Consider the following 24,885-nt stretch of genomic DNA (forward strand, 5'->3'; position numbering starts at 1 on the left):
AATTATAAATTATGTTTGTATATAATAAACTATTTTATGTTTTTATTATGATGACCTTGTTGGTTTCAACAAATAAAAATGAAATACCTAACATTAAAAAGAAACCTAATGTTTTAATTCTTTTTTCTGATCAACATAATAAAAAAACAATGGGTTTTGAAAACCATCCAGATGTTATCACTCCAAATTTAGATAAACTATCAAAAGAGTCTATTGTTTTTGATAGAGCTTATGCCACTAGAGGTATTTGTGTACCCTCTAGAATGTCATTAATGACAGGTTTGTATCCAAGAACATTGGGTTTAATGGATAACAATGAAGAAACTTCTGTTACAGATGAAGCAACTTCTTTAGCAAGTATTTTTCAATACAATGGATATAAAACATTTGCTTTTGGCAAGAGACATTTAAAAGGTGGTGGTGATAAAGGTTGGGATATAAGAAAAGAGGTACATGCTGAAGAGGGTGATCATGGGAACTATCTTAGTTGGATTACAGAACAAGGGTATCAGAGTGAATTTTCTTATGATTGGGCTGCAGAATTTGGGAGAGGCCCAAAAGGCAGTAAAGATGAAAACGTTAAAATACCTATAGCCGATTTAGGTACTCGTATTTCTAAATTACCTTTTGGGTATTCAATGGAAGCATATACCGCTCTTGAAACCATTAAAATGATTGATCAACAAAAAAATAGTGATCAACCATTCTTCTGCTTTTCTTCCTTTTACAGACCTCATCAACCCTACAATCCAATTAAAAAGTTTATGGATATGTATGATGTAAGTAAATGGGGTGAAGGAACTAAATTAAAAAGTGCTATTAAAATTCCAGCAAGTTTTTATCAACCAACCAAAGATTTGCCTCCATTACTTCAATTTCAAAGAAATGGAGGAAACAAAGTATGGAATATGGATAAAGCTTTTAAAAATGAACAACTTTGGAGAGATTTTATTGGAGCATATTATGCATTAATTACAGAGATTGATTATTATGTTGGTGAAATTTTAATAGCTTTAGATAAAGCTAACATAAAAGAAGAAACCATCATTATTTATACAACAGATCATGGAGATTTTGCTGGGAATCATGGAATGGTAGAGAAGGCAGCTGCAGGGCACAATGTTTATGAAGATATATTAAACATCCCTTTAATGATTAGAATTCCTGGAAAAACAGTTCGAGGCAAACACACTGCAGAGCTAGTGACACTTACAGATATTATGCCAACATTGATTGATATTTTAGATTTAAAGACACCTAAATTAAATAATAAGTTAGAAGGACTCTCTCTCGAAAAACTTATTCTAAAAGGGAAATCAATAGAGAGGGAGTATATTGTATCTGAAAGTTGGTTTCAATCAACAGTAATTACTAAAAGTAAAAAATTAGGCATCATGCAAGAAAATCTTGTCAATCCAAAACAAGATTATAGGGATTTTGGGGATATGTTTTTTGATAGAATTACAGATCCGTTAGAAATTAAAAATGGTATCAATGATCCAAAAAATAAAAAAGACATCGAAATATTAAAAGGTTATTTTAATGATTTTAAAAATAAAGTTTCAGGTTTGGGATTCAAAGAAATCAATAATAAACTAAAAAATGGAAATACAAAAAATGAAAATCCTAGGTAAAATCTTCGTTTTACTTTTTTTTATATATCACAATTTATCAGCTCAAAACAATTCAAAACCTAATATCATCTTTATAATGACAGATGATCACAGTCCTATTGTACCAAAGCAGAATGATATAAAAAATCAATCACGACCATTTGGTTTTAATGGTGAAACAAAAGTGCATACACCAATAATTGATGATTTAGCTAAAAACGGTATGATTTTTACAAGAGCTTATGTATCTAGCTCTGTTTGTTCACCAAGTAGATATACAGCTTTAACTGGACGTTATGCAGGAAGATCAGAAGGGAAAGTATTTTTGAAACAACATCCTATTGGAAGTATGACTCGTGTAGAGAATAATGTGGAATTAGAGATGGATAGGGATAATTTACCAAGATTACTTCAAAAAGCTGGGTATAAAACAGGTTTTGTAGGAAAATCTCATGTTATTGAACATGACCTTGTAAATCAAAGAAAAAACTGGGTTAAAAATGGTTTTAAAGAATATGATAAAGATGCAGACCCTAATCATAAAATTGTCTCTGAAGCAATGGCTTTTAATCATCAAAAGTGGACAGAAATTATTAAAAAATATGGATTTGATTATGCAAATGCAATTTATGCAGCAAACCTTAAAGAGTTACATAATGATTCCATAAATGTGCATAATGTAGAGTGGAAAAATAAAGCAGCACTAGATTTTATTGATAAAAATAAAAACAGTCCCTTTTATCTTTATTACAGTGAAACCATTCCACATGGACCTGCACCTTGGATTAAAAATGATGGAATGTATGTTTTTGGTTTAGATGCAAATCCTAAATTCACTGGAGAAGGTTATAAAGATATGTCTTATTCTTATCTTCCAACAAGAGCTCAAATTTTGGAAGAAGTAAAAAAATTAGACAAAGATGTGGCTCATGCTTGGCTACGTTGGTTTGATTATGCAGTTGGTGCAATTGTTAAAAAATTAAAAGATGAAGGAATTTATGAAAATACATTGATTGTTATTGCTTCAGATCATGGAGATTACAATGGAGGTAAAACTACATTATATGAGGGTGGAACTAAAATACCTCTTATGATGCATTGGCCAAATGGCATAAAACCAAATCAAACTTATGATGAACTTGTTCAAAACATTGATTTTGCACCAACATTTTTAGATTTAGCAGGAGTGAATTTTAAAAAATCTAAAAATGAATTAAATTTTGATGGAGTTAGTCTTAAAAATGTTTTAAATGGAAGTAAGCATCCAGTTCACGAATATTTATTTTTTGAATTGGGTTTCGCTCGTGGTGTAATGACCAAGAATTGGAAATATATTGCTGTGAGGTATGACCAACAAACACAAAGAAACATAGAGAAAGGTATTGAATTTAAAGGTTGGAAAGGCGTTTCATTAAAATATCCATACTATGTTAGAAATGGACATTTAGGGAATTCTGCATCCCAAAATAATGAGCTTTATTTTGAGCCCAATCAACTATTTAACCTTGAAAATGACCCTTATGAAAAAACAAATTTATTTTCTGTAGATAGTACTAAAGCTAAAGAAATGAAAAATGTATTAACTCAGTTTTTAAAATCTTTTAAAGAAAGACCTTTTGGTGAATTTATAAATTAAGATATGTATATGAAAATTAAGATATTCTTATTGCTTGCTTTTTTCTATGTAGCAAATAGTAATGCTCAAAAATTAATTGATACTATAGCTGTAAAATCAGGGGTTTTTGATATTCCTATAAAAATTTTGCTTCCAAAAAATATGACAAAAAGTAAAATGCCGGTATATTTTTTTGTTCACGGTGGTGGTTGGAATGGCGGAACACAAGATAAAGTTCCTCCAGCAACTCTTCCATCTGATGCACCTTTTATTTCAAATCAATTAGGAGTTATTTATGTTGGTTTAGCATACAGATGTAAAGGAAATATTGCAACTTTTGCAGATGCTATAAATGATTTAAAAGCATCCGTAAAATGGTTTATGGATAATTCAGAAATGTTTAATGCAGATGTCACTAGAATAGGTTTTGGTGGCGCATCAGCAGGATCAACTTTAGCAGCAATAATGGCTCAAAAATACCAAAATTCTAGACTTTTTGTTGGTTTGGAAGGGATGTATAATTTAGTAGATCATGATCCCGAAAAATCATCATTTCCTAATAAAGAAGGTAGGGAATTATATGGTTTATCTACAAAAAAACAAAGCAAAAGAGCTTCTGCATTCTATAATTTAAGAAAAAAGCCACCAACTACTTTATTATTCAATGGTAAAGAAGATGCTTTATGCCATTTTTCTCAGACAGAAAATTTTGCTAATAAAATTAAAACTTCTGGAGGTAAAGTAAAAATTATTCTATATGAAAATATTAATCACACTTGTTTAAATCCGTCTTATCCAGAGGTAATGAAAAAAAGTGTTTTGGAAATAGCCAATTTATTTATTGAAGAATTTCAATTAAAAAACACTGATTTAAATGCCATAGAATCTCTTTTGAATCAAAAGTTACATGGAATGACAAAGAAAAACACTATCAATCAAGTAGATATTTTAGGTTCTTGGAAGTTAAATAATATTACAATAAATTTTTATGAAGATGGAAAAGGTACTTTTGTAAATTCTAAAAATAATATTGTAAAAGAATTTTTATTTTCTTTAGAACAAGACACAATTCTTTGTGATTTTAATGGTGAAACTAGAAGCTTTTTCATGCGTGAAAATAATAAAATGATTTATGAGATAAATCTTGTAGATAGAGATTTAAAATATAGAGCATTTAATTATACTAAAACTTAAATTAAAAATGAAAAGGCTATTTTTATGTTTTTCTTTGATACTTTGTCTTTACTCCATTGAAAATTTAGTGTCTCAAAACAAAACACAAAAAAACTTACTATTTATAATTACAGACCAACAAAGGTATGATGCGTTGACAATAGCTGGTAATTTCATAATAAAAACACCCAATTTAGATAGATTGGCAAAAAGTGGTGCTTATTTTAAAAACGCTTATACTCCAGTAGCAGTTTGTGGCCCAGCAAGAGCAAGTATTTTAACAGGGACAACTATAAACACCAATGGTGTAACAACTAATGATAAAACCTATTATTACAATACTGAGCCTGTAATGACCATGAAAACTTTTGATGAAATTTTATCTGAAAAAGGGTATCATACATTCTATTTTGGCAAATGGCACGTATTGACTAATCATGCCAAGGTTTATAAAAACAATAAAAAATATGCAAAAAATGGAAAGTATATATTTGATCATGGTGGACAAAACTACCTATATCAGGACTATTTAGACAGTGTTTTTCCGAAAAGAAATCTTGAAAGAGGTGAACTATTGGATTATTTTTCAAACAGGCCATATGTGCCAGATCCAATAGATGTTAATTTTGGATTAACCTATAAAGATTTAAAAAATAAAAAACCTGAATCACAACCCAATTATCATGGAAAATCTTCCATCCCAACAGAACACACTATCACAGCATTTTATGCAAAAAAAACAATAGATGCAATTGAGAAAATAAAAGACAAACCTTTTAGCATTACAACTTCATTTCACTTCCCGCATGCACCTATGATTCCTTCAGAACCATATCACTCTATGTACAATCCAAACAAAATGATTGTTCCTAAGAGCATTAATGATCAAATGGAAAACTCACCATATAAAAATGCAAATAATCGAGAAAAGTTAACCCAATTTGCTGATAAAGAAAAAATCAAATATATGATTGCCAATTATTACGGATTAATTTCTGAAATTGATTTTTGGGTTGGTAAAATTTTAGATAAATTAGAAGAAACTAATCTTACAGAAAATACCTTAATCATTTTTACAAGCGATCATGGAGAAATGTTAGGCGCTCACGGAATGCGCGAAAAAAATGTTTTCTATGAAGAATCATCACATGTTCCGTTACTTATTTCAATGCCTAGCGAAATCCCTGGAAATACTAAAGTTGATGGGTATGTTTCAAATGTTGACCTGTTTGCGACAATCATAGATTATTTAAAGGTGGGGAATTACAAATCTGATGGACAAAGTTTACGAGATTTAATCGAAAACAAAGAAACAAATCATGGTAAGTATGTCGTAACAGAATGGGATTATAGAGGGCCTACAGCACCCAATTACATGATTGTTAAAGATGGTTGGAAAATGATGATACCCTATACTGAAGATTCAAAAGTATTAGATGCGTTATATAATTTAAAAGATGACCCTTTTGAAATGAATAATTTGTTAGGAAAAAATCCCAATAAAAATCGTTATGCAGACATAGTAGCTGACTTAAAAAATGATTTGTTACTTTGGCTTCAAAAAAATAATTCTAAACACTATCAAGGTGTTTTAAAAAGAAAACTAATATAACTTATAAATGAACTTACAGCCATTAAAATTTACACCACTTTATAAATACAGAATTTGGGGTGGAGAAAAGTTAAAAACAATTTTGCAAAAAGATTATAATGAAAAGAATATTGGTGAGTCCTGGGAAATTTCTGATGTTTCTGGCGATGAAACCCAAGTAAGCTTGGGTTTATTTAAAGGTAAAACACTCAGGGATTTAATTAAACAATTTAAAGGAGATTTTGTTGGAAATACTGTATATGATAAATTTGGTGAGGAGTTTCCTCTTTTAATTAAGTTTATTGATGCAGAAACTCCCTTATCAATTCAAGTTCATCCAAGTGATGAAATTGCAAAACAACGACACAATTCTTTTGGTAAAAACGAAATGTGGTATGTAATGCAAGCTGATGAAGGGGCTGAATTAATTGTAGGTTTTGATCAAAAAATAAACAAAGAAACTTATACAAAACATATACATAACAATACTATACTAGATGTTATGCATCATGAGAAAGTCTCAAAAGGAGATACTTTTTATATTCCAACAGGAAGAGTACATGCTATTGGAGCAGGAGTATTATTAGCAGAAATTCAACAAACGTCTAACATCACTTATCGTATTTATGATTATGATAGAGTAGATTCTAAAACAGGAGAAAAACGAGAGCTACATAATGATTTAGCGATTGATGTAATTGATTATGAAGTATATGACAATTATAAAACTCCATACGAATTACTTAAAAACCAATCTAGTAAGTTAGTTCATTCTCCCTATTTTACTACTAATATCTTAGAAATCAATACGACTGTCAAAAAAGACTATGCGAATATTGATTCTTTTGTAATTTTTATGTGTGTAGAGGGTTCATTAGATTTAATTCATACTGATGAAATTTATACTCTAAAAATTGGAGAAACCCTTTTGTTACCTGCCTCTTTAAAGAATATTTCACTAAAATCTAGCTTTGCTAAAGTTTTAGAGGTTTATTATTGATTAAAATTATAAATTTTTAAAACAAAAATATATCATATTTTTTTGAAGTAAGTTTTTTAAAGTTAGTTTGCTGGCTCAACTCTATAGCGTCTTTCTATTCTAACATCTGTCATTTTACGCATTTCATCTAGAGATAAATCCATTTTATATTCTTTTTTTAGCTCACTTAATCGTGTTTTCAATTTGCTAATTAATTCTTTGTTTTTTGCCTCTGCGTATATGTTATTCAGTTCATTAGGATCATTTTCTAAATCAAATAATTCCCATTCATCCATATCATAATAGTAGTGTATGAGTTTATACCTTTCTGTTCTAATCCCATAATGAGGTTGTACATGATGCCAATAGGGAAACTCATAATAATGATAATAAACAGCATCTCTAAAAGCCTTTTTAGTTTTGTTTTCTAAAACAGGTAAAAAACTATTTCCTTGAATATCTTTAGGAATTGGAATGCCTGCTAATTGTAATAGTGTGGGAGCATAATCAATATTTAATGCCAATTGATTCGCAACTGAGCCTGGTTTAATTTTTTTAGGATATTTTATAATAAATGGCATATGCAAAGATTCTTCATACATAAATCGTTTGTCAAACCAACCGTGTTCCCCTAAATAAAACCCTTGATCAGAAGTGTAAATAATAATAGTATTATCAGCAAGTCCACTTTTTTCTATGGCTGCCAACATAGCTCCAATAGCATCATCAACTCCTTTTACTACTCTTAAATAGTCTTTTATGTAACGTTGGTATTTCCAATTCTTTCTTTCTTGTTCTGTCATTTTTTCGTTTGGCGTCCAAAATTCCCCATCATTATTGCCAAAGCTATTCCAAGCTATTAATTCTTCTTCTGTTAACCCTTGTGGTGGACTTATTTTTACATCTTTTCTATTCATATGACCATCAATTCGCATCCAAGCATCCTTGGCAGCTTTTCTACCCTTATATTCATCATTAAAAGTAGCTGGGTACGGAATAGTTATATCACTTAAATAATTTTCATATCCAGGTCCAGGTTCCCAAGGTCTGTGTGGTGCTTTAAATTGATACATTAGCATAAAAGGTTTGCTTTTATCTTTCCTTTTTTTAAGCCAATTAATAGCATCTTCTTTAATAACATTTGTAGAATATTTCCCTTTTTCCTCAACAATACGATTTCCTGTTACTTCAAATACTGGGTCATAATAAGAGCCTTGTCCTTCTTTATTAAATAGCACTTTATAATAATCAAATCCTGTTGGGGCTGTGCCTAAATGCCATTTACCAAAAACAGCAGTTTCATATCCATTATTTTGTAAGATTTTTGGAAATGTTTGTTGAGTTTCATCAAAATCTCCTCCACCTTCATTTTTATAAAATCCATTTACATGTGGATATTTTCCCGTTAAGATTGCTGCGCGTGAAGGACCACATATTGAATTTGTACAAAGCATGTTGTTAAATAGCATTCCTTCTTTTGCCAGTTTATCGATATTTGGAGTAGGGGCAACTTTTGCTAAGAATCCGTTATAAGCACTTATAGCAGCCAAAGCATGATCATCAGTCATTATAAAAAGGATGTTTGGTTTTTGTTGCTCCTTTTCTTTTTGAATAGTTTTACAACCAAATAATAGTAAAGTTGATAAAAAATAAAGAGGTGCTTTTTTAATTTTTAAGATTTTCATTTGTCGCTGTTTTATTCTGGAAATTGTACATTTAGTCCCCATTCTTTATTTGGCAACTCGACTAATTTCAATGTCAAAGTAGCACCATTCATAATTTGCTCATGTGAAATAAATGGACTGTTGATTTCTTTTCCGTTAATAAATGCTTTTTGAATGTATTTATTTTTTTTACTAGCACCTTTAGCTTCTACTGTGAAAGTTTTTCCATTTTGAAGTTTGATACTTGTTTTTTCAAAAATTGGACTTGTAATGGTGTAGAAAGGTAATCCTGGAGTAACAGGATAAATTCCCATAGAAGTAAAAACTACGAAAGCAGTCATTCCTCCACCATCTTCATCTCCCGGAATACCAAAAATATTGTCCTTGAACCAAACATCTAATAAAAATCGTGTTCTTTTTTGTGTTTTCCATGGTGCGCCAAAATAGTTGTATAAAAATGGTATATGAAAAGAGGGCTCATTACCCATAGAAAATTGCCCAACCATTCCTGTTGAATTTGAGCCGTTTACATAAAAAAGATTTTTTTGTGTTCCTAAGGGTTCTCTAAATAATTGATCAAGTCTATTCTCTGCTGCTTTTTTCCCTCCAAGTAAATCAATCAAACCATTAATATCGTGTTGAACAGACCAAGCATATGTCCAACCATTATTTTCATCATAGTAGTCTCTATATCCTAATCCCCCATCTAATTTTGGATTAATTGACAACCAATTTCCATCTTCATCTTTTGGCATGAATAGTCGATAATTGGGATTCCATAACTTCTTATAATCTTTTGATTTTGGTAAGAACTCTTGAAAGTCTTTCGTTTTATTTAATTCTTTTGCCAATTCTGATAATGCCCAAAAATCATAGTTTATTCCTAATGAGACTGCAACCGGTTGTCTTTTTTCAAAATCATCTACATTGCTTATTGTTTCTTTTTGACCAATTTTCAAAGAGGGGAAATACCCATTTTTATGATAAAAATCTTCTAATACAGAACGTGGGTTTCCTTGTCTCCAAGGAATATAACTTCCTTCCATTAAATTTTTTTTAATTCCTTTATAAGCACTTTCTATATTGTAGTTTCTTATTCCTTTCCTAAATCCATCTATGAAGATTGCACTTGAATGATATGCATTCATGCATAAATGATTTCCAAAAATTTGTGGAAATGTTGGCATCCATCCACTTTGTTCAAACATCAGCGTATAAGAATTTAACATGTCACTTTCCATTGTAGGATTCAATATAGTTCTCAGTGGATGTTGTGCTAAATAGGTGTCCCAAACCCAATCGTCTGTGTAAAAATTTCGATTGCTATTATGTACTTTTTTATCATATCCGCTGTAATATTTTCCATATTCATTTATATTAATCATACGTTCATAGGTTCTATAAAGAGAAGTGTAAAAAGTCCTTTTTTGGGCAATGGTTCCTCCTTCAACTTGAATTTGATTGATAACTTTTTCCCAACTTTTCTTTCCTTCTTTAGAAACTACTTCAAAAGTTTTTCCTTTAATTTCTTTTTCGAAATTTTGTTTTGCTTGATCAAAACTTATGTATGAAACAGCATATTTTAAAATCATTGATTTTGATGCTGATGATTTTGAAGATATTTTAAGGGTTGACTTTAAAAATTCAAAAGTTAAATCTTTAATAGGTAAACCATTTTGGTCTGTGATTTCAGCGTAAAAGTAAGTAGTTATATTGTTGTCAATTGCGTAATCTCCTCTAGTTGATCTTGTGTATGTATCACTCGCTGTAAATGAATTCTTTAAAGAAGTAAATGTCATTTTTGATGTACCAGTGAATAATAGGTTTTTCTCAAAACCATTTGGAAAATCAATTTTATAAATTGCCGATTTTTTATTTGGCGTAAAGCTTACGCTAATATCATCATCAATCAAAAATGTTTTATAAAACCAAGGATGCATTATTTCTAAATCATGGTCAATTGTAACTGATGATTTCCATGAGCTACTCTTTAAGTTGCCTTTTACAGGTTTAAATGGTAACAAGCCCTTAATTCTGTGTGTAACTACTTGTAATGGAAAACCATCAACTTGATCCTTTAAATAATCAGATTTTATAGGGAACATTCTTAACATCTCATTTGGTAAATGAAATGTTGGATAAGTAGGTACTAAAAATTGTGCTACATTACCTATTGTGGGATCAATGTATTTTGTATTATCTTCTTGGGATGATGTTTTATTGATTATGAGTAGAAAAAGGACTAGGTATACTATTTTTTTCATCTATGTAATTGTAATTAATTATTAATGATGGCAAAGAAAAAATCATCTATTAATATTTACTTAATTTTTAATTAATCAACTCTCTGAAATCGAAAAAAACCATCGAGATGATGGTTTTTTTCTTTTTTGGGGGAATTAAAATTAGTTTTTATCCTTGTTGTAATCATTCCATTTTTTTCTTCTCTCTTTTCCAACAAGTTCTGTTAAATCTTGATTAAACTTAATCTCAATATTTTTTATTGCTTCTTTTAATCCATTTTCATCATCTTCATAAACTTTTTTGAGAGCCATTTTTTGTTGTTTTCTCTTGCTCAACAATTCAAATGCTTTTTCTTTTTCATCATTATTCAGCCCCATAACCTCTTGCATTTTATTTGAAAGGTTTATTAAAAGAATATCTTGATTATTATTTTGTAGTTCTTTTTCTTTTGAAGCTGAATTAAATTCAGCCCATAATTTCATTTTTTTGTTTCCAACATATTCTCTTAATTTTTTATTAAAACCCACTTCTATTTCTTTTACAGCGATTTTAAAACCAGCTTCGTCATCACCGAACTTTTCTTTTAATGATTTTCTCTGTATATTTCTTTCTGTAACTAGTTTTAGTACTTCTGATTTTTCTTCATCATTCAATTCCATGGCTGAAGCCATTCTGTTGGTTACATTTTCTGCTGCTTTGTCAACTTGTCCAAAAGTTACAGTAGAAATCATAACTATTGCTAGTAAAATTAGTCTCTTCATTTTTTTTGTTTAAATTATTTGCAAATAAAGGATTGAATCTTAATGAATGATTAATAAATTATTAATTGATAAAAATGCTGTAATTATTTTTATCCAATCTTTTTAATTGAAGTTATTTAAGATTTGCTTTTAAAAAATAATTGAACCATTACTTCTTTTAAAAGAGATTTTACATTCCAAAATTATTTTAAAATCATTTAAAATATTTGAACTTTGGAATGTTTGGGTCACAAAAAAGTCCAAAATTTTAGTTTTGGACTTTTTAATTTTTAATCTTCTACAAAGTGATATTTATCATTTAATACAACACTTTTTATCATCATCTTTGAACCAGATTCATAAAATTTTAAATAATGAAAAGAGAATACTTTGTTTCTGAAATTATGACCAGAAATCTAATTACCCTCAATATCAATGATCAATTAGGTGATGCCAAAAAGATATTTGAAGAAAAATTAATTCGGCATATTCCTATCGTTTCTGGAAAAGCAATTATTGGGATGCTGAGTTACGTAGATTTTCTAAAAGTAAGTTTTCCTGATGTCACTTTGGATGAAAAAAATATTGAAACCTATGTATATGATATGTTTTCTATAGAGCAGGTAATGACGAAAAATTTGTTTATGGTACCACCAAATTCAACCATCAAAGAAGTCGGAATGTTATTGGCAGAAAAAGCATTTCATGCATTGCCTGTAGTTGAAGATGATGAATTGGTTGGCATTGTAACAACAACAGATTTGATTAAATTTTTAGTAAAGCATATGGATTAATTATTTGAAAAAAAAGAGGCTGAATTTTTTAAAAATCAGCCTCTTTTTTATTGATATTCTGATGTTAATTCTTCAACAATTAAGCCATCTTCCAAGGTTTTTATGACACCAAAAGCCGCTTTTTCTCCAGCGATCATTGCAGCATTTAAGGAGCCATTCAACAAAACATCACCAGCTAAAAAAACAGATGAATTCAATTGAGTTTCTGTATGAGAGAGTTTGTATTGTAGATTTGAAAGTTTGGGTAACGCTTTTTTAATTTCATATCTTTTTAAGAAAGTTACATTCTTAATTCCACAGAAATTTTGTAAATCATTTTTAACTTTTTCAATCAAATTTTCTTCTGATAACTGATGCTTTTTTACCACAGTTACAGATAATAATTCCTTTTTGTTTTTAGTAGATGTTGTAACACTAGTATGATAAAAAATATTATTTATCAATGCGTTTTCATCAGCAATCAAACCAATAATTGGGTTTTTTAATATACGGTTTTCAGTTTCAAAATACAACGTATCACAACTTTTCCATGCAATTTCTTGGTTGTTTAGATTGGAAATCAACGAACTTGCTTCTGTGGCAATAATCGTAAAATTGGTTTCAATTTCAGTTCCATCTACCAAAATAATACGATTATTTTTTACTTCTTTAACGCGAGTTTCGAACTGAATTTTGGTGTTTTCTAAAGAATTATATATTTGATTCGGAATTGCTTGCATGCCGTTTTTGGGAATGGCAGCAAAACCGTTTCCAAACATTTTATACACAAATTCAAACATTCTTGAAGATGTTTCCAAATTCGGTTCTAAGAAAATTCCGCTAAAAAATGGTTTGAAAAACTGTTGAATAATTTTATTTGAAAATCCAAAATCTTGCAAATACTGTAAAGTTGTTTTTTCAGTAGAGGTAAAGATTTTTTTCAAATCTTTTTTTTGTAGTGATGAATTTAGTTGCAGGATTTTAATTTTATCAGAAATATTTCCTATTGATGAAAAAATTGTTGGAAAAAGAAATGATATATTTCTGAGAGGATCACCAATAGATTGCGATTTTCCATCTTTAAAAATAATCGCTCCAGGCAATAATTCTTGCAAATCTAATGTTTTAAAATCCAAGTATTTTTTTGCAGCAGGATAAGAAGTCAATAAAACTTGAAAACCATGATCGAGTGAATACCCTTCAACAATATCCGATTTTACACGACCGCCAACTGAGTCAGAAGCTTCTAAAATCGTAGGGTGATACCCACTTTCTTCCAATACTTTTGCGGCAATCAAGCCACTAATTCCTGCGCCAATAATATGAATTTTATATTCGGATTTTTTCATAAAATATTGTAAAATAAATAAGAATTACAAAGATACTTTATAGCAATTACATTTGTGATTTTTTTACTTTTTAAAGAAAAAAATATTCAAATAGCATAACTTCTTTTTTTTTATTAAATTTAAACCTTTGTTATTTATTTACTATTCATCTAATTTTAAATCAAATTTAATGAAAAAATTACTTTTATTTTTTATGTTCATGTTTTTACATACATCTTATTCGCAGACAAAACAATAAACAGAAAATTACATCATCAATAAATTAAATTAATAAACAAAAAAATCTTATGAATCGTAAATTATTAGCTTGTTTAATTTTAATAACATCTGTTTTTTTTATCAATATATGTTCAGCACAAAAATCAAATATCATAAATAACTTTGTTGAAATTAAAAAAGATACTTTGGGCAACAAGCATCATTTTTATATATCTAAATCTGCTGTTAGCGTTCATGATTATCAAGATTATCTCAATTTTTTAGGACTTAAATTACCAGAACCACCTCCAGATTATGGCTGGTATAATACCAATTTACCAATGGTTTCAATATCATATAATGATTTTTTAGCCTATATCAATTGGTTAACAGATTTTTATAACGTAAAGTTTAGAGCATTAACAAACGAAGAATGGGTCATTGCTGCTGCAAATCAAGAAAACCATTTACAAAAACTATCCCTTTCTCAACCAGCTGAAGTTGATTTTATTAGACCAAATAAATATGGTATTTCTGGCATGAATGGCAATGTTTGGGAATGGACATCTACCTTAAAAGATAATGAGTATAATATTATAAGAGGAGGGAGTTATATGGAATCTATGCACCCAGATTCTTTAAATGTAAATAAAACTTCAGCAATTCATGCATCATTAAAATTAACAGATGTTGGTTTTAGGTTGGCAATGGATGCTAAAGAAATGAAGAAATATCAGTTTGCCACTAAAGTTGAAAATTTAATCCAAAAATTATTTCCAGAATATACCAATATACGAGTTGAACCTGATGCACTTTATCTAAATGATGGAGAAATTTCATGGAAACAAAAGCTAGACATTGTGAAAATTGATTACAAAGAAATGAAATTAACCTTTTGTTGCTTAGAAGATGATACTAACTCTAACAATAATATAGAATTTTATTTTGCTAAAGAAGATAGAAAACTTGTTAAAGAATTAAAAATAATAATTAATAATAGAGATTTAACCATATTTGAATAATTTATGAAACTTATAAAACATATTCTGCTTATTTTATTTTTATTACCTGCTTCAATTCAATCAATATTTGCTCAAAAAGGAGTGGAAAAAAGTACTACTGTCTCCTTTGGTAATAGAGCCAATAATAACCAAAATGGATTTGATTTTTCGGGAGTTAAATTTGGATATCAATTTGTGAATTGTGGTGGTAATGTAGTAATGGGTGTTAACTACTCTAAAAATGCAAATTTTACAACTTATTGGTATAATGGAAAATCATACAATAAACAAGCAATAGGTGCTGAATTGTGGCCAAAACCAAATGAAGTTGAAATTAATACTGTGAAAGCAGATTTGTATTTTAAAAACCAAAATTTAGGCAGTGTTAAACTAAATTACATTGTAGGAAATTTTGCAGGCTGTTTTGGAGAAACACATGATGTTTTAAAACAAGTTGGAAAAAACTCAACATCAAAAGAATACAAAGACAATATAAATGATTTAAGTTTACAAAACATTCAAGTTATAGCTGCAAGAGCAATAGGATTATGGAGAGAGCCTAAAATAAATGATAAACTTAATTTACTTCAAAAACAGAAGGAAGAAGAAAAAATTAATGCCAAGGTTTTTCAGCTAGAGAAAGATGCGAATTTGCAAATTGCATTAGGTAATTTTAAGAATGCAAAACTTAAGTTTGAAGAGGCTTATAAATTGCAACCATCAGACAAACTTAAAGCAGAAATTGAAAAAGCAAATAATTTACTGCTTAAAAAAGATAAAGAAGACAAAATACAAGCAAAATTAAATGAAGCATATAATTTATTAAATAGTAACAACTTCGAATTGGCTCTTTCCAAATTTAAAGAGGTTTATGCGGTCCATCCAACAGAAACTATAAAGCAACAAATTGAGTATATCACTAAAAAAATAGAAGAGAAAAAAAATAATACCACTTCAGATACTACAATAAAAAATAATTCGAATATATCTAATAATACTACTTATTCAAAAAAAAGTAATCCTAAAAGAACGACTACAAATACAACTACAAATTCTAAACGTACATACAATACTAAATTAACGAACACTCAAAATGCTGCTATTGATTATGCTATATCTAATTATGAGCTTAATTTACAGCGTAAATTAAGAGAACAAGATCGATTGTATGAACAAAGAAGAAAAGAACAATTAGAAGAGGAAAGAAAATGGCAAGCAGAACAAAGAAAAGAAAGAAAAAGAATACGTGAAGCAGCTATTCAAGAAGCTAATTATCAAAAATATATAAAAGAACAAAAAGAAAGAGAAAGAATTGCTAAAATTGAAGAAGAAAAAAGATTCAATAATTGGCTTAGAAATGAAAAAGCACGACTAGATAATCAATTAACAAACTGGAATAACAATGTTTTAGCTTTTATCAATAAAGTAGATAAAACTTATAGTATTGGAAAAGCAGAAAATAATATAGAGTATTTTGATAAACTTATTCAAACTTTAGATAACATAATAATTGCTCCAAATATTCCAGTGCTGGATAAGTCTATTTTTATAGATGATATTATCAATAAAACAAAAGGTTATCAAAATATATACTCAAAATACAATTATCGAAATTTTATTCCAGAAGAGATAAAAAATAATTTAGAGAAAGTTTATCTCTATGCAAAATCCCATTATGGATATCATCCAGCTACACAATATCAACAAATTTTTACTCATAATAAATCAAAAAACAAGTCTGATAGAATTAACGATATATTAATTAGAAAAACGAGTATAGCAAAAAAAGCTTTTAAAGATGGTGACATTAAAGTAGCTCTTTTTGAATATATTTCTGCAATTATAAATTCCAATGATTTTTTAGAATCTTATAATAAACCAAATCTAGAAAATTTTAGACATCACATAAATTTTGGCTACATATTGTATTATAATGGAAATTTAGATTATGCAAAAGCATATTTAAAAAAAGGGCTAGAATATTACGAAAAAAATAAAATATATTCTCCTGAATATTTTGAAGCCTACTCTCATCTTATTTCTGCTTATACTAAGAAAGATTATCCAAAAGAATTTATCGTAGATATTGAAAATTTTGAAAAAAGATTAAAAAAATCATTTAATATAAATAAACTTGATAAAATAAATATTAAATCAAATAATATTAGTGTTGATAAAAACCTACAGCAATCATATTTCAGGGTTTTAGCACACGGTTACCAGAGTTTGGAAGGATGGAATTCCATGGTAAAAACAAAGCATAAAATAAGTCATAATAGCATATTAAATGAAGCAAAGAGTATGATAAAAAAGACTGACAATATATATGAATTAGGAAATGTTATTGGTGATTTAGTAGGGTATTTAAAGTATAGGGAAGAAAATTTCTATAAAAAATATTTGACTGAATTTAGTGAAAAAAGAATTTTACCTAATTATAAAAAAAATGAAGATCTAATTACCTTAATTAGAAACTCTTATAATAATAAAGATTATGAGTTAACAGAAAAATTAGGAAAAGAATTTATATTGAATAACTCTATTTCTCCCTCTAATTATCCAGACGAAATTAATTTGGCAATAAGATCTGCAATTTTTAATGGAAATTTTGAAACTGGTTTAACTTTTGCGCATTATTCTCTTTATCGTAAGAAATATCAAACAAGAGAAAGTTCTATTAGAGATACTTCCGATGAAAAATATGCTTTGTTGTTAATAAATCTTATAATGCTAAATAAAACCGGGCACTTTTATTTAATTTTTGATCAAGACAATAAAGAAATAGAAAAAGGAACTCAAATTACTTTTTACATTCAAAAAGATTTGGCAGCATTTGCTTCCTCCCAAAAGGATGGAGTTTATGGTTATGAAATTTTAGAGAATATTGTTAAAAAGTTTAGTGAGAAAAAAAATAATTCACCGGCAATTTTATATATCTACAATGCTATTAACGATGCTAAAACAAAAATATAATTATGAAAAAGGATAGTATTCTAATCTTCCTTTTAGTTTGTCTAAATGGTTTTAGTCAATTAAATATTCCAGCCCATTTTACGTATGTAAACGAAGTTAATTACAATGAATATTTAGGAGATAGTCCGCAAGTATATGAACAAAAAATTGGTAAATAAAAATTGATGTAACTTATTTATTTGAATAATTTTTAAGTAAATCACTTTCTAAAATAGATAATTTTTTTATAATCAAATCTCTGTTTTTTGCAGATTTAATCCAATTTGGCAAATTGGTTATCAAAGAATATTTATGTCTGTTTTTACCATCTCTAATTTTAGCACCAACATACTCTTTTAAAAAATCTAAATGCTCTAGATTGTAAGCCCAAAGTACATTCGATTTTATAGCTGTTTGTAACCATAAATCCATCCCAAAATAAGGGTCATTTGGATGGTTTTTCAAGTATTTTTTCCAGGTAATTTCATATTCATTCTCTTTTTTACAAGTTTCGCATGTTCCAAGTAGCTGCTGTTTTGTTTCTTTTGTAGGCTTGGTTAAAAAATGTAAATTACTTCCACAAGACTTGCAAGTTCTCAGTATTTTTCCAACATACAATCCAAACCAAACATTAGTTTCTTTTAATGAGTACTGACAATTTGTACAGTTATATTGCGCTTTATATTCTAATGGAATCGCTAAATTTTTGTTTTTTAATGAAGCTGTTATGATGCCTAATTGCAAACATTTAGGACATTTTACATATATTTTTTCACTGAAATAGTTAGTGCTTACCTTTGAATTAGAATGTTCCATAATGCAGATTATTTTTTTTCTTTCCTCAAATACGATGCTAAAATACGCTGAATATCTCTATTATCTTTTTGTGGATTGACAAAAAACTGATAATCTTCAGGCTTTTCTAAAAGTACTGATTGTTGTCTTTCTACAAAACCAAAACCTTTGTAAATTCCGTCTAGAATTAAGGCAAAACCAATTTCATCTTCAGTTCTTCCTGTTTCTTTAATGACTAAGTTTTTTGCTCCAATTCCAACAGATTTGATGGCTTCTTTTACTCTAAAATTGTAGTTTTCCACACTTTCTTCATCACAACAAATTCCTTTACATTCTTTGATTTGATAGTGAAAACAGCTCGAAACATTGGTTTGTAAATGACAATATTTTGGGCACAATTCAAACTCTGTGCACAAATATTCTAAATGACTTCTGCATTCTGAAACCGTGTAATATTTGGTAATTGGATTGGGTACTAATTTTAATCGATTGTAAGCCAAATGCAAAATCCCTTTTTGATCTTCGTATGAAAATAATCCTACAGCTTCTCCCGCTTTTCTTTGCGCTCTGTTGTATTTTGGATAAATATGTTTGATTTCTGAGGATTCTAATAACAACGCTAGTAATTCACTACCAGTGATTGTGAATGAAATATCTGCGATTTCCAAACACATATTTTGCTCTTTTTTCTTTTTGTCATAAAAATGACTAATCACTCGTTGCTTGATATTATTCGCTTTACCAACGTAAATCACCTCTTTTGCAGCGTTTTTAAAATAATAGACTCCAAAAGTTTCAGGCAAATTATCCACTACAATTTTATCCAATAAGGGAGGCAAAGTGGCTTGTCTGGATTTTGAATTCAAAAAACTATTGATGATGAATTGATCATCTCTTTCAATCAATCTTCTGAATAATTCTGTGGTGGCTTCAGCATCGCCTTTGGCTCTGTGTCGTCCGTGAATTGGAATGTTTTCAGCACTGCAAATGGCTCCTAAACTGTAAGATTTTAACCCGGGAATTATTTTTCGTGACAAACGAACTGTACACAATTTTTTTCGCTTGAAGTCAAATCCCAAACTTTTGAATTCATCTTGAATGATGTTGTAATCGAAATTTACGTTGTGTGCTACAAAAATGGTGTCTTGTGTAAATTCGGCAACTTTTTTGGCAATTTCATAAAACTTTGGCGCATTTCGAACCATAGCATTGTCAATTCCTGTCAGATTTGTAATAAAAGGAGGAATATTTTGCTCAGGATTTACGAGTGTTGTAAACTCATCAATAACTTGTTTTCCATCAAAAAGAAAGATAGAAATCTCGGTTATTTTTTGACCTTTATAGCCATTTCCTGTGGTTTCTATGTCAACTACTGAAAACAATTAATTGATCAATTTCTTTAATTCAGCAATGGTTTCTGTAGGATTTTTAGCACTAAAAACATAACTTCCAGCAACTAAAACATTGGCACCAACTTCAATCAACTTATTGGCATTTTGATTGGTAACGCCTCCATCAATTTCTATCAAACAAGAAGACTTCGTAAAATCAATCAAGTTTTTTAGCTGTTGAATTTTTTTGTAGGTATTTTCAATAAACGATTGTCCGCCAAAACCAGGATTTACACTCATTAAACACACCAAATCCAAATCAATAATGATGTCTTCTAAAACCGCAATTGGTGTATGTGGATTTATCGCAACTCCAGCTTTCATTCCAGCAGCTTTAATAGCTTGAATTGTTCTATGCAAATGCGTACAAGCTTCATAATGAACTGTTAAGATATTCGAACCCAAATCTGCAAATGTTTGGATGTATCTGTCTGGATCTACAATCATCAAATGGACATCAATGGTTTTTTTGGCGTGTTTTGAAATTGATTTCAAAACAGGCATTCCAAACGAAATATTGGGTACAAAAACGCCATCCATAATGTCAATGTGAAACCAATCTGCATCACTATTATTCACCATTTCTATATCACGTTGTAAGTTTGCGAAGTCAGCAGCTAAGATTGAAGGAGCTATTAAATTACTCATTTGTAAGTTTTTTTTGATGTTGTAAAAATAATCATATTAAAACAAAAAACTCCCGAAAATTATTCGAGAGTTTTTGCTTTTTTATTTTCAATTTTATCCTAAATACGTCATCAAAATTTTACTTCTTGAGGTATGTTTCAAACGTCTAATCGCTTTTTCTTTGATTTGACGCACACGTTCGCGAGTTAAATCAAAGGTTTCTCCAATTTCTTCTAAAGTCATTGGTTGGTGTTCTCCCAAACCAAAATACAATTTTACAACATCTGCCTCACGTGGAGTTAATGTTTCTAAAGCTCTGTTAATTTCGATTCTCAATGATTCGTGAATCAATTCTTTATCAGGATTTGGAGATTCACCAGAGTTTAAAACGTCGTATAAATTAGAATCTTCACCTTCAATCAATGGAGCATCCATAGAAACGTGACGTCCAGAATTTTTCATAGATTCTTTTACATCATTTACAGTCATATCTAGTTTTTTAGCAATTTCTTCAGCACTTGGTGGGCGCTCATTTTCTTGCTCTAAAAACGCATACATTTTGTTGATTTTGTTAATCGAACCAATTTTATTCAATGGTAAACGCACAATTCTTGATTGCTCAGCCAATGCCTGTAAAATTGATTGACGAATCCACCAAACAGCGTAGGAAATAAATTTAAAACCTCTTGTTTCATCAAAACGTTTTGCAGCTTTAATCAATCCTAAGTTTCCTTCGTTGATTAAATCTGGCAAAGTCAATCCTTGGTTTTGGTATTGTTTTGCTACAGAAACCACGAATCTTAAATTGGCTTTGGTCAATTTTTCTAAGGATCTTTGGTCACCTGCTTTGATTAGCTGCGCTAATTCTACTTCTTCATCTGCAGTAATTAGATCTACTTTTCCAATTTCTTGTAAGTATTTGTCTAATGATGCAGTTTCTCTGTTGGTAACCTGTTTTGTAATTTTAAGTTGTCTCATCTAATGATTTGATAGATTTTTAGTTCGTAAAATTTTGACTACAATTCATTATACGTATCAAAACAACATTTTGTTACAAAAAAGTAAAAAATATTTTTAAATAAATTTTAAACGTCAAAAATGATGAAGCTCTTTGTGAAACTAGGTGATTACTTTGTGTGACTTTGTGGAATAACTTTTACACAAAAGTCACAGAGAAGTCACAAAAAATACAAAGAAAAATAAAAGAGAATTTTTTAAAATAACCCATTGATTTGAGCATCAATTCTATCGATTATATAACCCAAATCTTCTTGATTGCTAACAAAATCGAGATTGTCAACATCAATAATCAGTAATTTTCCTTTGGTGTATGTAGAAATCCAAGCTTCATATCGTTCATTCAATCTGCTCAAATAATCAATACTGATGCTGTTTTCATATTCTCTACCACGTTTGTGAATTTGACCAACTAATGTAGCAATATTGGCTCGCAAATAAATCAATAAATCTGGTGGAGTAATTAAATTTTCCATCAATTCGAATAAGGAGCTGTAATTGTGAAAATCTCTGTTAGTCATCAAACCCATTGCATGTAAGTTGGGCGCGAAAATATGCGCATCTTCATAAATGGTTCTGTCTTGAATGATATTTTTTCCAGATTCTCTCAATTCTAAAATCTGACGAAAACGACTGTTTAAAAAATAAACTTGCAAATTGAAAGACCAACGTTCCATTTCTCCATAAAAATCGTCTAAATACGGATTTTCATCAACAGACTCAAAATGTGGTTTCCATTTATAATGTTTGGCTAAAAGTTGGGTAAGTGTGGTTTTCCCAGCACCAATATTTCCTGCAATTGCAACGTGCATATTGTAAATTCTATGTTAGTAAAAAACGAGTTGCTAAAGTAATAAAAAAAGATAGTATTGTGATTAATAAATTAATTTGTACCCGAAACCACGAACATTGATGATTTGAATAGTTGGGTCGTATTGTAGTTTTTTTCGAAGTTTACTGATAAAAACATCCATACTTCTGGCATTGAAAAAATCATCATTCCCCCATAATTTATTCAGGATGAAAGTTCTATCTAACAATTCATTTTTCTTTTCTGACAATTGAAAAAGCAATTCAGCCTCTCTTGATGTCAATTGAAAGGTTTTTTCGTTGAATGATAAGGTTTGTTTCGTAAAATTAAAGTGATATTTTCCAATTTCGATGGCCTCTAAATTGGTTTGAAATTCAATTCTGTTAAGCAAAGATTTGATTCTAACAATCAATTCTTCCATGGAAAAAGGTTTTTTTAGATAGTCATTTCCTCCCAATTGAAACCCTTCTAAAACATCTGAAGTTTGCGATTTTGCAGTTAAAAAAATAATCGGAATTCGTTTGTTTTCTTGTCGAATTTCTTTTGCCAAAGTAAAACCATCTTTTTTGGGCATCATGACATCCAATACCAAAATTTCAGGCGTTTCTTTTTGATAGATTTTAAAAGCTTCTTCGCCATTTGATGCTAAAAAAACAGTAAAATCTCTCGATTCTAAACTCTCTTTTACAATCATTCCTAAACTTGCTTCGTCTTCTGCTAGCAGAATTTTTATTTTAGTCATTGGGAAGTTGAATTTTAAAAATAGTTTGATTTTTGGTCGATTTTACAACAATCGTTCCTTGGTGTTTTTCAATGATTTTTTTGCAATAATACAAGCCAATTCCAAATCCTTTTACATCATGTGTGTTTCCTTTTGGAACCCTGTAGAATTGCTCAAAAATCTTGTCTTGATGCGATTTTTCTATGCCTTCACCATTATCAGAAATGCTAATTTCTGTAATTTTTTTATCAGTATTTAATTGAATTTCTATAGAATTTCCTCCATATTTTACAGCGTTATCAATCAAATTTGAAATCACATTTTCAAAATGAAAAGCATCTACATGCATCAAAATATTTTCAGTATTTGATTGAAAACTAATTTCTTTTGAAGAACACAATAATTGATGTTTTGCTACAATCTTTTTGATGAGTTCAATAACATCAACAGATTCTTTTTTCAAATACAATTGTTCACTATCTAACGTGGCAGTTTCTAGTAATTTTTCAACCATTTGATGTAATTTTTTCAATTGAATGGATGACATGGAAAGGTATTTTTTGGTTTTTTCTTTGTCATTCAACACATTAAAATTTTCGATGGCTTCAATGGCAGTTGAAATTGTTGCAATTGGGGTTTTAAATTCGTGGGTAATATTGCTGATTAAATCGTTTTTGATGCTTGCCAATTCTTTTTGTTGATTGATGATTTTTAGCAAATAAAACAAACAAGAAATGATTAATAATGACAAAACAAGTGATAAAAAAATGCCTGAAGAACTGCGTTTTAAAGCTTCAAAATCGATGTTGTTATATTGCAATTCAAAATCTTCGTTGTCTTTTAAAAAGGTCGATTTTGAATAGACACTTTTTTCAAAAGTAGTATTCAAAATACTGTCTTTTGTAGTATAAAAAATAGTGTCTTTTTTGTAATGATTGAACGTAAAATCAATCGGAATTTTTTTCAAAGTCAATTGATTTTTCAGTAAAGAATCCAATTGTTTATAATCAATTTCATTAGTTGAAAAAGAAATAAAAATGGGTTGTAAACTTTTGATTAGTTTTAAACTATCAGCCACTTTTTTACCAGAAAAAATTTGCAAATCATTCTTTTTTCCAATTTTTATTTCCTTGATTTGTTCTGGAGAAATATCATCAATTGGTTTATTTATTTCTTTTAAATATTTTACGATAGAATCTTTTTCTTTCTCAAAAGAACCACCATCACTTTTAAAAGAAATACTGGTAACTTCAAAACTTGTTTTTATTTTTCCAGTATCTTTTTTAATTCCTTTTTTAAACTTTTTAAAAGCGCTTGAATGTTTAAAAAGAGTATCAAATTTTGGAAAATTTTTGATAGTTGATTTTTTTGATGAGTTATTCAAATTCAAAATAGTAGTATATTCCGTTTTTGCCAATTTTGCATAATATTCTTCAATGGCATTGTCTAAACTCAGTTGAATTTCATTGGTAACTCGCACTTTATTTTCTTCGTAATTTTTAAAATTCCAAAAGAATTGAACAGCAATTGTAGCCACAATTGTTGCTGTAATAAAATAGAAAATAAGTTGGTATTTTTTGGTATTCATGCCTCAAAGATAATTACTTACGGTTAAAAAAATAGCCTGTTAA

The 24,885-nt window shown here is 29.1% G+C and carries 19 protein-coding genes; 8 read left to right on the forward strand and 11 right to left on the reverse strand.

All coding sequences use genetic code 11. The features are described 5' to 3' along the window. Nucleotides 1-11 precede the first annotated feature (11 nt). From WHA43_RS10955 to WHA43_RS10975, 5 genes are read left to right on the forward strand one after another with little or no spacing between them, the layout of a single operon-like run. Nucleotides 12-1,634, forward strand: coding sequence for a sulfatase-like hydrolase/transferase (locus WHA43_RS10955; protein ID WP_105047081.1), 1,623 nt, complete (start codon nt 12-14; stop codon nt 1,632-1,634). After that, nucleotides 1,603-3,249 (forward strand): sulfatase family protein, encoded by a 1,647-nt coding sequence (locus tag WHA43_RS10960; protein WP_105047082.1) that lies wholly within the window; start codon nt 1,603-1,605, stop codon nt 3,247-3,249. The genes WHA43_RS10955 and WHA43_RS10960 overlap by 32 nt, the downstream gene beginning before the upstream one ends. 9 nt (nt 3,250-3,258) lie before the next feature. Continuing rightward, nucleotides 3,259-4,422, forward strand: coding sequence for an alpha/beta hydrolase (locus WHA43_RS10965; RefSeq protein ID WP_170039613.1), 1,164 nt, complete (start codon nt 3,259-3,261; stop codon nt 4,420-4,422). A 7-nt stretch (nt 4,423-4,429) separates the two neighbouring features. Next, the gene (locus WHA43_RS10970; protein ID WP_105047084.1) at nt 4,430-6,013 is read left to right on the forward strand and encodes a sulfatase-like hydrolase/transferase; all 1,584 of its coding nucleotides are present in this window, start codon (nt 4,430-4,432) and stop codon (nt 6,011-6,013) included. A gap of 7 nt (nt 6,014-6,020) precedes the next feature. After that, entirely contained in the window at nt 6,021-6,992 is a 972-nt protein-coding gene (locus WHA43_RS10975; RefSeq protein ID WP_105047085.1) for a type I phosphomannose isomerase catalytic subunit, read from the forward strand. A gap of 62 nt (nt 6,993-7,054) precedes the next feature. Here WHA43_RS10975 and WHA43_RS10980 read toward each other — a convergent pair whose 3' ends face one another. The 3 genes from WHA43_RS10980 to WHA43_RS10990 all read right to left on the reverse strand — a co-directional run bounded on the left by WHA43_RS10980 (nt 7,055) and on the right by WHA43_RS10990 (nt 11,640). Continuing rightward, the gene (locus WHA43_RS10980) at nt 7,055-8,656 is read right to left on the reverse strand and encodes a sulfatase family protein (protein WP_105047386.1); all 1,602 of its coding nucleotides are present in this window, start codon (nt 8,654-8,656) and stop codon (nt 7,055-7,057) included. A gap of 11 nt (nt 8,657-8,667) precedes the next feature. Continuing rightward, a complete protein-coding gene (locus WHA43_RS10985) occupies nt 8,668-10,899 on the reverse strand; it encodes a GH92 family glycosyl hydrolase (protein ID WP_105047086.1) in 2,232 nt (743 codons plus the stop codon). Nucleotides 10,900-11,040: 141 nt separating this feature from the next. Next, a complete protein-coding gene (locus WHA43_RS10990) occupies nt 11,041-11,640 on the reverse strand; it encodes a hypothetical protein (RefSeq protein WP_105047087.1) in 600 nt (199 codons plus the stop codon). 353 nt (nt 11,641-11,993) lie between these two features. Here WHA43_RS10990 and WHA43_RS10995 point away from each other — a divergent pair, with 353 nt between their 5' ends. Continuing rightward, nucleotides 11,994-12,413 carry a CBS domain-containing protein gene (locus WHA43_RS10995; RefSeq protein WP_105047088.1) on the forward strand — a complete coding sequence of 140 codons (420 nt, stop codon included), beginning with the start codon at nt 11,994-11,996 and terminating at the stop codon, nt 12,411-12,413. A gap of 47 nt (nt 12,414-12,460) precedes the next feature. Here the strand turns inward: WHA43_RS10995 and WHA43_RS11000 are convergent, their stop codons facing one another. Then, the gene (locus tag WHA43_RS11000; RefSeq protein WP_105047089.1) at nt 12,461-13,741 is read right to left on the reverse strand and encodes an FAD-dependent oxidoreductase; all 1,281 of its coding nucleotides are present in this window, start codon (nt 13,739-13,741) and stop codon (nt 12,461-12,463) included. Nucleotides 13,742-14,028: 287 nt separating this feature from the next. Between WHA43_RS11000 and WHA43_RS11005 the strand changes: the two genes are divergently transcribed. Then, nucleotides 14,029-14,961, forward strand: coding sequence for a formylglycine-generating enzyme family protein (locus tag WHA43_RS11005; RefSeq protein WP_105047090.1), 933 nt, complete (start codon nt 14,029-14,031; stop codon nt 14,959-14,961). Nucleotides 14,962-14,964: 3 nt separating this feature from the next. Next, a complete protein-coding gene (locus WHA43_RS11010; RefSeq protein WP_105047091.1) occupies nt 14,965-17,913 on the forward strand; it encodes an MAP7 domain-containing protein in 2,949 nt (982 codons plus the stop codon). A gap of 171 nt (nt 17,914-18,084) precedes the next feature. Here the strand turns inward: WHA43_RS11010 and WHA43_RS11015 are convergent, their stop codons facing one another. The 7 genes from WHA43_RS11015 to WHA43_RS11045 all read right to left on the reverse strand — a co-directional run bounded on the left by WHA43_RS11015 (nt 18,085) and on the right by WHA43_RS11045 (nt 24,842). Further along, nucleotides 18,085-18,708 (reverse strand): hypothetical protein, encoded by a 624-nt coding sequence (locus WHA43_RS11015; protein WP_105047092.1) that lies wholly within the window; start codon nt 18,706-18,708, stop codon nt 18,085-18,087. A gap of 8 nt (nt 18,709-18,716) precedes the next feature. Continuing rightward, nucleotides 18,717-20,069 carry an exonuclease domain-containing protein gene (locus WHA43_RS11020; RefSeq protein ID WP_105047093.1) on the reverse strand — a complete coding sequence of 451 codons (1,353 nt, stop codon included), beginning with the start codon at nt 20,067-20,069 and terminating at the stop codon, nt 18,717-18,719. Next, nucleotides 20,070-20,726, reverse strand: a complete 657-nt coding sequence (gene rpe, locus WHA43_RS11025) for a ribulose-phosphate 3-epimerase (RefSeq protein WP_105047094.1) — start codon at nt 20,724-20,726, stop codon at nt 20,070-20,072. It lies immediately after the preceding gene. Nucleotides 20,727-20,819: 93 nt separating this feature from the next. Continuing rightward, a complete protein-coding gene (locus tag WHA43_RS11030) occupies nt 20,820-21,683 on the reverse strand; it encodes a sigma-70 family RNA polymerase sigma factor (RefSeq protein WP_105047095.1) in 864 nt (287 codons plus the stop codon). Between the two features lie 236 nt (nt 21,684-21,919). Further along, the gene (locus WHA43_RS11035) at nt 21,920-22,534 is read right to left on the reverse strand and encodes a deoxynucleoside kinase (RefSeq protein ID WP_105047096.1); all 615 of its coding nucleotides are present in this window, start codon (nt 22,532-22,534) and stop codon (nt 21,920-21,922) included. A 63-nt stretch (nt 22,535-22,597) separates the two neighbouring features. Further along, entirely contained in the window at nt 22,598-23,275 is a 678-nt protein-coding gene (locus WHA43_RS11040) for a response regulator transcription factor (RefSeq protein ID WP_105047097.1), read from the reverse strand. Next, nucleotides 23,268-24,842 (reverse strand): sensor histidine kinase, encoded by a 1,575-nt coding sequence (locus WHA43_RS11045; protein WP_105047098.1) that lies wholly within the window; start codon nt 24,840-24,842, stop codon nt 23,268-23,270. Before WHA43_RS11045 ends, WHA43_RS11040 begins: the two co-directional genes overlap by 8 nt. Nucleotides 24,843-24,885: the final 43 nt, after the last annotated feature.

The sequence above is a fragment of the Polaribacter gangjinensis genome (assembly GCF_038024125.1).
GTDB classification, from domain to species: domain Bacteria; phylum Bacteroidota; class Bacteroidia; order Flavobacteriales; family Flavobacteriaceae; genus Polaribacter; species Polaribacter gangjinensis.

What these genes read in the sequence shown, in the direction of transcription:
- WHA43_RS10990 (WP_105047087.1), bottom strand. Translation starts at nt 11,640, where the DNA reads ATGAAGAGACTAATTTTACTAGCAATAGTTATGATTTCTACTGTAACT.
- WHA43_RS11005 (WP_105047090.1), top strand. Translation starts at nt 14,029, where the DNA reads ATGAATCGTAAATTATTAGCTTGTTTAATTTTAATAACATCTGTTTTT.
- WHA43_RS10980 (WP_105047386.1), bottom strand. Translation starts at nt 8,656, where the DNA reads ATGAAAATCTTAAAAATTAAAAAAGCACCTCTTTATTTTTTATCAACT.
- WHA43_RS10960 (WP_105047082.1), top strand. Translation starts at nt 1,603, where the DNA reads ATGGAAATACAAAAAATGAAAATCCTAGGTAAAATCTTCGTTTTACTT.
- WHA43_RS10965 (WP_170039613.1), top strand. Translation starts at nt 3,259, where the DNA reads ATGAAAATTAAGATATTCTTATTGCTTGCTTTTTTCTATGTAGCAAAT.
- WHA43_RS11000 (WP_105047089.1), bottom strand. Translation starts at nt 13,741, where the DNA reads ATGAAAAAATCCGAATATAAAATTCATATTATTGGCGCAGGAATTAGT.
- WHA43_RS10970 (WP_105047084.1), top strand. Translation starts at nt 4,430, where the DNA reads ATGAAAAGGCTATTTTTATGTTTTTCTTTGATACTTTGTCTTTACTCC.
- WHA43_RS10995 (WP_105047088.1), top strand. Translation starts at nt 11,994, where the DNA reads ATGAAAAGAGAATACTTTGTTTCTGAAATTATGACCAGAAATCTAATT.
- WHA43_RS11045 (WP_105047098.1), bottom strand. Translation starts at nt 24,842, where the DNA reads ATGAATACCAAAAAATACCAACTTATTTTCTATTTTATTACAGCAACA.
- WHA43_RS10955 (WP_105047081.1), top strand. Translation starts at nt 12, where the DNA reads ATGTTTGTATATAATAAACTATTTTATGTTTTTATTATGATGACCTTG.
- WHA43_RS10975 (WP_105047085.1), top strand. Translation starts at nt 6,021, where the DNA reads ATGAACTTACAGCCATTAAAATTTACACCACTTTATAAATACAGAATT.
- WHA43_RS10985 (WP_105047086.1), bottom strand. Translation starts at nt 10,899, where the DNA reads ATGAAAAAAATAGTATACCTAGTCCTTTTTCTACTCATAATCAATAAA.
- WHA43_RS11010 (WP_105047091.1), top strand. Translation starts at nt 14,965, where the DNA reads ATGAAACTTATAAAACATATTCTGCTTATTTTATTTTTATTACCTGCT.
- WHA43_RS11040 (WP_105047097.1), bottom strand. Translation starts at nt 23,275, where the DNA reads ATGACTAAAATAAAAATTCTGCTAGCAGAAGACGAAGCAAGTTTAGGA.
- WHA43_RS11015 (WP_105047092.1), bottom strand. Translation starts at nt 18,708, where the DNA reads ATGGAACATTCTAATTCAAAGGTAAGCACTAACTATTTCAGTGAAAAA.
- rpe (WP_105047094.1), bottom strand. Translation starts at nt 20,726, where the DNA reads ATGAGTAATTTAATAGCTCCTTCAATCTTAGCTGCTGACTTCGCAAAC.
- WHA43_RS11035 (WP_105047096.1), bottom strand. Translation starts at nt 22,534, where the DNA reads ATGCACGTTGCAATTGCAGGAAATATTGGTGCTGGGAAAACCACACTT.
- WHA43_RS11030 (WP_105047095.1), bottom strand. Translation starts at nt 21,683, where the DNA reads ATGAGACAACTTAAAATTACAAAACAGGTTACCAACAGAGAAACTGCA.